Annotated in this window: 7 protein-coding genes (1 of these 7 only partly in view); 5 read left to right on the forward strand and 2 right to left on the reverse strand. The window is 52.2% G+C overall.

Features of this window, described 5'->3' with window-relative positions; translation table 11 throughout:
• Positions 1-19: 19 nt before the first annotated feature.
• The 4 genes from argC to erpA all read left to right on the forward strand — a co-directional run bounded on the left by argC (position 20) and on the right by erpA (position 2859).
• Positions 20-1072, forward strand: coding sequence for an N-acetyl-gamma-glutamyl-phosphate reductase (gene argC, locus ACJJJA_RS03455; RefSeq protein ID WP_252084391.1), 1053 nt, complete (start codon positions 20-22; stop codon positions 1070-1072).
• Between the two features lie 63 nt (positions 1073-1135).
• Positions 1136-1867, forward strand: coding sequence for a DUF6776 family protein (locus tag ACJJJA_RS03460; RefSeq protein WP_252084392.1), 732 nt, complete (start codon positions 1136-1138; stop codon positions 1865-1867).
• Positions 1868-1900: 33 nt separating this feature from the next.
• Positions 1901-2344, forward strand: coding sequence for a bactofilin family protein (locus ACJJJA_RS03465; RefSeq protein WP_252084393.1), 444 nt, complete (start codon positions 1901-1903; stop codon positions 2342-2344).
• Positions 2345-2505: 161 nt separating this feature from the next.
• Positions 2506-2859 (forward strand): iron-sulfur cluster insertion protein ErpA, encoded by a 354-nt coding sequence (gene erpA, locus ACJJJA_RS03470; protein ID WP_444903751.1) that lies wholly within the window; start codon positions 2506-2508, stop codon positions 2857-2859.
• A 20-nt stretch (positions 2860-2879) separates the two neighbouring features.
• Here erpA and ACJJJA_RS03475 read toward each other — a convergent pair whose 3' ends face one another.
• Both ACJJJA_RS03475 and ACJJJA_RS03480 read right to left on the reverse strand, forming a co-directional pair.
• On the reverse strand, positions 2880-3989 hold the full coding sequence (locus ACJJJA_RS03475; RefSeq protein ID WP_444891428.1) for an anhydro-N-acetylmuramic acid kinase: 1110 nt from the start codon (positions 3987-3989) through the stop codon (positions 2880-2882).
• A gap of 15 nt (positions 3990-4004) precedes the next feature.
• Positions 4005-5387, reverse strand: a complete 1383-nt coding sequence (locus ACJJJA_RS03480) for a peptidoglycan DD-metalloendopeptidase family protein (protein ID WP_444903752.1) — start codon at positions 5385-5387, stop codon at positions 4005-4007.
• 275 nt (positions 5388-5662) lie between these two features.
• On the opposite strand from ACJJJA_RS03480, the gene tyrS reads away from it, so the two are divergent.
• Positions 5663-6930, forward strand: partial view of a tyrosine--tRNA ligase gene (gene tyrS, locus ACJJJA_RS03485; RefSeq protein WP_444903753.1) — the 5' portion only. 37 nt of this gene lie beyond the right edge of the window; 1268 of the gene's 1305 nt are visible here — the first part of the coding sequence; the start codon lies at positions 5663-5665; the stop codon falls past the right edge of the window.

Here is a 6930-nt window from a genome sequence, read left to right on the forward strand (position 1 = left end):
ATCGGGAGAGTTTTGCAAGGTGATTAAGGTAGCAATTGTCGGAGGCACCGGCTACACGGGAGTGGAACTGCTGCGGATTTTGGCGACACATCCTCAGGTAAAGGTAACCGCAATCACCTCACGATCCCTGAAGGGCACACCTGTCGCAGAATTATTTCCCAGTCTGCGTGGTCATTATGACCTGGCTTTTTGTGAACCGAATGTTGAGCAGCTGGCTAGCTGTGATCTTGTATTTTTTGCGACTCCCCATGGAGTTGCACAAGCGCAGGTGCCGGCGCTGATTGAACGCGGCGTGCGGGTGGTCGACCTCTCCGCTGATTTTCGTCTCAAGGACATTCCCTCCTGGGAAGCCTGGTACGGTCAGCAGCACGCAGCTCCGGCCTTGGCCAAGGAGGCGGTTTACGGGTTACCCGAAGTCAACCGCGCCGATATTGCAGCTGCGCAACTGGTGGCTTGTCCCGGTTGCTATCCCACTGCGATTCAGTTGGGCTGGATCCCTCTAGTGGAAGCGGGGGTAGTGGAACCATCAGAACTGATTGCCAGTGCGGCCAGTGGTGCTAGTGGTGCCGGGCGTCAGGCCAAGACCGATCTAATTCTGGCGGAAAATAGCGATAACTTCCGTGCCTACTCCGCTGCGGGCCATCGCCATTTACCAGAGATTGAGCAGGGGCTGCGGAATATACAACCACTCGGTGCCAACCCAGTAAAGGTGACATTTGTGCCGCACCTACTTCCTATGGTCAGGGGCATCCATGCCACACTTTTTGCTAAAACCAGCTCCTCAGCGAGCCTGTCTCCAAGTGAATTGCAGATGCTATTTGAGCAGCGTTACAAAGATGAGCCCTTTGTGGATGTACTGCCGGCTGGAAGTCACCCTCAAACCCGTAGTGTGCGCGGAACAAATATGTGCAGGATTTCCGTGATGCAGCCTCAGGATCGGGATACCCTGGTGGTAATGTCGGTGATCGACAATCTTGCCAAGGGCGCCTCGGCTCAGGCGGTCCAAAATATGAACATTATGTTTGGCTTAACTGAGACGTTGGGCTTGGAGAGCCCTGCGCTGCTGCCTTAAAATCAAAAAAATACGACAACCGGCAACTCCGGTTTGGCCCCAGCGAATTTTATGGAGCTCAAAGTGAAAGGCAGCAAGCAGTACCGTATGAAAGTGGTGCCTCATCGCCCCTTCTCCGGCGTGATTGCCGTAGGTGGAGTCACCTTGTTGGTTTTGGTCACCGCTGCTGGCTCTTATTTTGCGGGCCAATACCATCTACGTAAAAACCTCGATGAAAAGACTCTGGAGTACACCCGGGTGCTGGAGAAACTCGAGGCGCTTAATAGCGAGAATGAGGCGTTGCGCCTGCGTGCAGCTACCGCCGAGCAGTCTTTGGTAATCGGTGAGCAGGCCAGTGAAGCGGTGCGAACTGAGTTGGTACAGAAAGAGAGCCAGATTGCCGAGCTGAAGCAGGAAATCTCTTTTTATCGAGGGGTCATGGCGCCAGCAGAAGGAGGGGAAGGGGTTTCAATTGGACGTTTTATTCTCTCCCAGACTGCTGATGCGCGCAGCTATCAGTACAAGCTGCAAGTGCAGCAGTCGGCAGCACGCCGCAATGTAATCAAGGGGGCTGCCACTTTTACAGTTGTGGGTCGTCAAGATGGTGAGCCAATGCGCTACGCCCTCAAAGACTTATCAGAGCAGGTGGATACAGAGTCTATACCGCTGCGTTTTAAATATTTTCAGAACATTGAGGGTGAGTTGAGCCTACCGGAAGGATTTATTCCAGAGGGTGTGGAGCTGTCGCTCAAATCCAGTGGGCGCACGGGTTTCAATATTGAACAGCGCTACGGCTGGTTGGTACAGAAAAGCTAGCATTGATGCCAAAGGCATGAGGTTTTAGGGATTATGTTAAGAAAAAAAGAGAAGCACGTAACTATGGCCAGCACCGGTAGTAACCATACCACTCTGATCGCGCGCCAGACGGAAGTCACTGGCGATATACACTTTCGCGGTAACCTGGTAATCGAGGGCAAAGTAAAGGGCAATGTTTCCGCTCATAGCGACAGCGATGCCCGCTTACAGATTGTCGAGGGTGGCGTTATAGAGGGAGAAATCCGTGTGCCCCAGGTGGTCATCAATGGTAATGTGAGTGGAGATGTATTCGCTGCCCGTCATTTGGAATTGGCGTCCAAAGCGATGGTTGAGGGCAATGTACACTACAAGTTGATTGAGATGATGAAAGGTGCCCAGGTCAATGGCGCCTTGGTTTCCAATGCTGACCTCAGTTCTGCGGGTGAGCCCCCTATGATTGGGTATTCCGAAGACGAGACGGTGATAGAAGCCTCATAAACTAAACCTTAAATTACTGCCCCGGTTCTCACTGATGCTGGGGTCTGTTGTGCCAAATACTTGACTGATTTGCTGGGTTTAAGCAAGATGACGCCCCCGAGGCTGTGCTCAGTATGGTTTTTATACGAGCTGCGAACGTCCCGATGAGTTGAGAGAGACTTATGTCAGAAGCTGTATCCTTTTCTCCTGCACCACTAGTGGTCACCGAAAAAGCGGTGGCTAAGGTCAAGAGCCTGTTGGAAGAGGAGGGCAACCCGGAATTAAAGCTCAGGGTCTTTGTAACCGGTGGCGGCTGCTCTGGATTCCAGTACGGCTTTACCTTCGATGAACTGGTTGCCGAAGACGATGCCATTATCGAAAAGGATGGTATCCAGGTGCTGGTTGATGCGATGAGTTACCCCTATTTAGTGGGTGCCAATGTGGACTACGAGGAGGGACTGGCTGGTTCCCGCTTTGTGGTGCAAAACCCCAATGCCTCTTCGACCTGTGGCTGCGGCTCATCTTTCTCAATCTGAGCCGCTCGTCAGCTAGCCGCTTAAGGGGGATAGATAGCCCCTAGCACGGCTTCTTTTTTTGCTCCGGTCACACCGGGGCAATTACCGGGCAGACCGAGTAATGTCTGCCGTGCCAGCCAGGCAAAGCCCACTGCCTCAAGCCAATCGGCATCAATACCATAGGTGCCGGTATCGGCAATCGACCAAGTGGGCAATCGCCTCTGCAACCTGGATAACAAATCTTTATTCCTGGCCCCGCCACCGCATATTAGCAACTCTCCACCATCAGCGAATGAATGCACGGCTTCAGCAATACTTGCAGCGGTAACTTCCGATAGAGTTGCCTGTACGTCTGCGGGAGCTAGCTCTAGCCCAGCCAGGGCCTGTTCTAGCCAGTTGGCATTGAAAGTTTCACGCCCAGTGCTCTTGGGAGGCTCTGCGGAAAAGTAGGGCGCTGACATTAAACGATTGAGCAACTCGGGACTTACGCGTCCGCTGGCTGCCCAGCCGCCGTCCCGATCGAAAGGCTGTTTTTTGTGTAGACCTACCCAGTAATCCAGCAGGGCATTGCCGGGGCCAGTATCGTAACCACAAATGCTGCCATCGGCTTTCAGCTCGGTGATATTGGCCATGCCGCCAATATTAACAACGGCACGGTTGCCTTCGGTTTTGAATGCGGCGCGGTGGAAGGCGGGCATCAATGGTGCCCCTTGGCCTCCCAGGGCCATATCGCGTCGACGAAAATCTGCGATAGTGCTGATACCCGTCAGTGCCGCAATGGTGTTGGGGTCGCCCAACTGTAGAGTAAAGGGGGAGCTAACGGTGCCGGGTGGCCGGTGCCTGACAGTTTGTCCGTGGCTGCCGACTGCGGTGACATCCCTCGGTTCTATACCGGCACGAGCTAATAGGGTATTCGTAGCCTCGGCAAATACTTGGCCGAGCTGTCGATCCAGCTGCCCCGCACGGTCTAATTCTGAGGGACCTGGAGAGCATAGAGCGAGGATGGCACTGCGCAATGAAGGGTGGATAGGGTGGCTTAGAGCTGCCAGGATGCGCGGCTTGATTTTCTCTTCGCCGCCAAAGTCGACCAGCACCGCGTCGATAGCATCGACGCTGGTACCGGACATCAGGCCGATAAAAAGATCGGACATAAAAATAGTGCTTGTTTAGTTGTCGTCTTCGAGTTTTGCCAGGGCGGGGCCCTGGTAATTTTCCAGCTTAGCCAGCAGTGGCTGGGTTTGGTTTTTAAAGCGCGTCAGTTCCGCTGAAGGCACAGACTTGGCCTTGGGCAGTTTACGCACGATCGTGGCCGGGTTGCGGTGTCTGCCATCCACCAGGAATTCATAGTGCAAGTGGGGGCCGGTAGCATAGCCAGTAGAGCCGACAGTACCAATAACCTGGCGCTGTTTTACTCGCTGGCCTCTCTTCACTTTGCGCTTTGTTAGGTGCAAATAGCGGGTAACGTAGCGTTCGCCATGCTGAATAAATACATAGTTGCCATTGGGCTTACTGTAGCCGGATGCAATGACTCGGCCGTCGCCCGTTGAGTAAACTGGAGTGCCGCGCGGAGCAGCATAATCGGTACCGTTGTGAGGACGACGCGACTTGAACACTGGGTGTAGACGGCGAGGATTAAAGTGTGAACTGATACGCACTATATCCAATGGCGTGCGAATAAACGCCTTACGCATGCTTTTACCTTCAGGTGTGAAGTAATTGGCATCGCCACTACTATCGACATAGCGAACTGCGCTGTAAGTATTTCCCTGATTGGTAAAGCTGACGGCGAGAATAGGACCATTGCCGATTTTCTCTCCGTCGAGGAATTTTTCTTCAAACATCACACTGAAACTGTCGCCTTTGCGAATATCCAGTGCGAAATCGATATCCGAGCTGAAGACATCGGCCATTTCCATGATCAGGCTATCGCTCAAACCGGCATCACTACCGGCAACAAATAATGAGCTATCAATTTGTCCCTGGCGGTAAGCTGGATGGCTGTCGGGTTCACGCTGGACTAAATCGTGTTGGAACCTGCTTTCCGCATCGCGGGTGAATCTGACCTGACGGAGTTGGTCTTTTTGCAGCGCTAAACCCTGCAATTTTCCATCCGCATTGACTGTAAAGGTCAATTCTTCGCCAGGATTAAGTCGCGCTAATTTTTTCGCTTCCTTGCCACTACCCAGTAGCTGATACATCTCCCCGGCGCTCACTTTGGCGCGCTTAAACAGGTCGGATAGAGTGTCACCATTACGTACGGTCAAGCTTAATGACTGTACTTTAGCCACAGCTGCTGTGGCTAATGCAATACCTTGCTCGGGAGCAACTTTCTCAACATGCACGGGTTGCTGATCGGTCACGGTCTCTTCAGTTGAAGATAAATTGACGGAAAGCGGCATACGCTTGGCTTCCACTTCCGGCGTTGGAATAAAAACTGCCAACACCAGCACACAGGCCGCGGCACTAGCCGTGAGCGCATGTACGCGGGGAAAATGTTTGGGCAAGGCGCCTATACGGACACGGGATGTCGGTTTGCGATGATTCTGCATGGTATTAACGGGCGGCGCCGGCTGTGGTTGTTATCTGCGCTTGGAGTAATAAGTGTTTAAAAAACAGGCATTGAAGAGACTTTATAGCAAAAAAGCCGCCTGGGTTCACTGGGTAATTGACCCATATCTCCATGAATTAGTTCCTCAGCACTTATTTCATCATTTCAGTGGGGCTATAAGGCCCGCTTGTATTTGCCAAAAAGTTCGGTAATGTTGCAGCGCATTTTGCCGCCGCCCGGTGGCGCTATTTTCAAGCCTAAATATGAGGGGAAAGCATGGCTGGGGTCGACATGACACTGCTTGAAGACTTGGACCGTCGCGGATTAATCAATCAGGCGACTGGTGACGGCGAACTTACGCAGCATTTGTCTGAGAGCCGAACCCTTTATTGTGGCTTTGATCCCACCGCAGACTCCCTTCATATAGGCAGTCTAGTACCGTTGTTGACTTTGAAGAGGTTTCAGGCGGCAGGTCACCAACCGATTGCTTTGGTGGGCGGTGCTACCGGATTAATCGGGGATCCGTCTTTTAAAGCCCAAGAGCGCAGTCTAAATACCCCGGATGTGGTTGCCGGCTGGGTTGAGAAGTTGAAGAACCAAGTTTCTCAGTTTATCGATTTTGACTGTGGTGAAAACAGCGCACTGGTAGCGAATAATCTGGACTGGACACGTGAGTTGAACGTGCTCGACTTTCTACGTGACGTGGGAAAACATTTCTCAGTCAATAATATGGTGAATAAAGAGTCGGTTAAGCAGCGCATTCAGAGAGAGGGTGAAGGTATCTCCTTTACTGAATTTTCCTATATGTTGCTGCAGTCCATGGATTTTTCCGAACTGTACAAACGCAATAGTTGCACTTTGCAGATCGGCGGTTCCGACCAGTGGGGTAATATTACCGGCGGTGTTGATCTGACCCGTCGCCAGCACCGCGGTAAAGTTTATGGTTTGACCTTGCCATTAGTGACCAAGGCGGATGGTACCAAGTTTGGTAAAACGGAAAGCGGTACTATCTGGCTTGACCCCAAACGTACTAGCCCCTATGCCTTTTACCAATTCTGGCTGAATACCGCCGATGCGGATGTCTATAAATTCCTGCGTTACTTCACCTTTTTGAGTGTCGATGAAATTGAAGCCATTGAACAGGCTGATGGTGAGCGAGCAGGTAAGCCCGAGGCTCAGAGTATTTTGGCTCGAGAAGTAACCCGTCTGGTACATGGTGAAGAGGGGTTGGCTGCGGCTGAGCGTATTTCTCGGGCGCTCTTCTCAGGGGATATTGCAGATTTATCCGCCAGTGATTTGGAACAGCTTCGCCTCGATGGCCTACCCTCATCTGCACTTCCAAAAGATTTTGGTGAGCAGAGTCTGATCAACATACTTGTGGATGCAGGTATGGCGCCTTCTGGTAAGCCGGTGAAAGATGCCTTGGGTCGTAATGCCGTATTGATTAATGGCCAGGCGGTAGGCATGAGCGCGAATGCGGAGCCCGCATCAGTATTTGAACGTGATAAAGCGATGAGTGATAGCTACTTTATCGTTCGCTTGGG

The sequence above is a fragment of the Microbulbifer mixtoriginis (SeqCode) genome, from assembly GCF_052466865.1.